The 628-nt window shown below is 54.5% G+C and carries 1 pseudogene; it reads right to left on the bottom strand.

Annotated elements, in window-relative coordinates:
- Window positions 1–628 (bottom strand): annotated as a pseudogene (locus ACM6JM_RS16050) (hypothetical protein); the annotation flags it as partial.

The raw sequence follows: 628 nt of genomic DNA, 5'->3' as shown, positions 1-628 counted from the left end.
CTTCGGGTTTTCCTCCTCGAATCAATTCCCAGAGCAATTTGATGGCTGTTCCGCGCCGTTTTACGAGAAACGCGGGAGCAAGTTTAAAGTTGGCGCGCTTGTTCTGGTTGAGTGTCAGTATTGGAAAGGGTTCTGCGCCGGGTAACGGGTTAACTTCCAGCAACCGAGCCTGGTCACCCGGCAATGCTGACAGGTGCTCGACGCGCACGGTGACTCCGTTTTCGTAGGCCAGCACATCAATGGGGTTGGTCCCTGGTGGCACCAGTGTTGGTGGATTCAGATTGACCGGGGCAGTCCCTGTCACCGTTGCGGTAGCCATGTTGGAAATCCCCACCAAACCAACTGTGGGCCTGTGCAATTCATAATTCGCAGTCACCTTGCTGCCAGCGAAGACCTTGTCATTGGGCACTTCAAGGAAACAGGGCAGTTTCCCAGTGAAGGGATCCTCTTCGACTTTGCCCCGGACTACCACGGGGTCGGATTGCCCTGTAGTGGTATAGGTCGCCACAATCTCGTCACCTACCACAAAGCGGTTGTCTTTGGTGATCACGACCAGCAGCAATGGATTACCCGCCAGTTTTTCCAGATCAATGATGCTCGCGTCATCACCGGGATAGTCCTCTTTACG

The organism is Pseudomonas sp. IT-P2, assembly GCF_949767575.1.
Lineage (GTDB): Bacteria > Pseudomonadota > Gammaproteobacteria > Pseudomonadales > Pseudomonadaceae > Aquipseudomonas > Aquipseudomonas pharyngis.
Note: the sequence above shows the minus strand (reverse complement) of the source record. Positions and strands in the feature narration are given on the sequence as shown.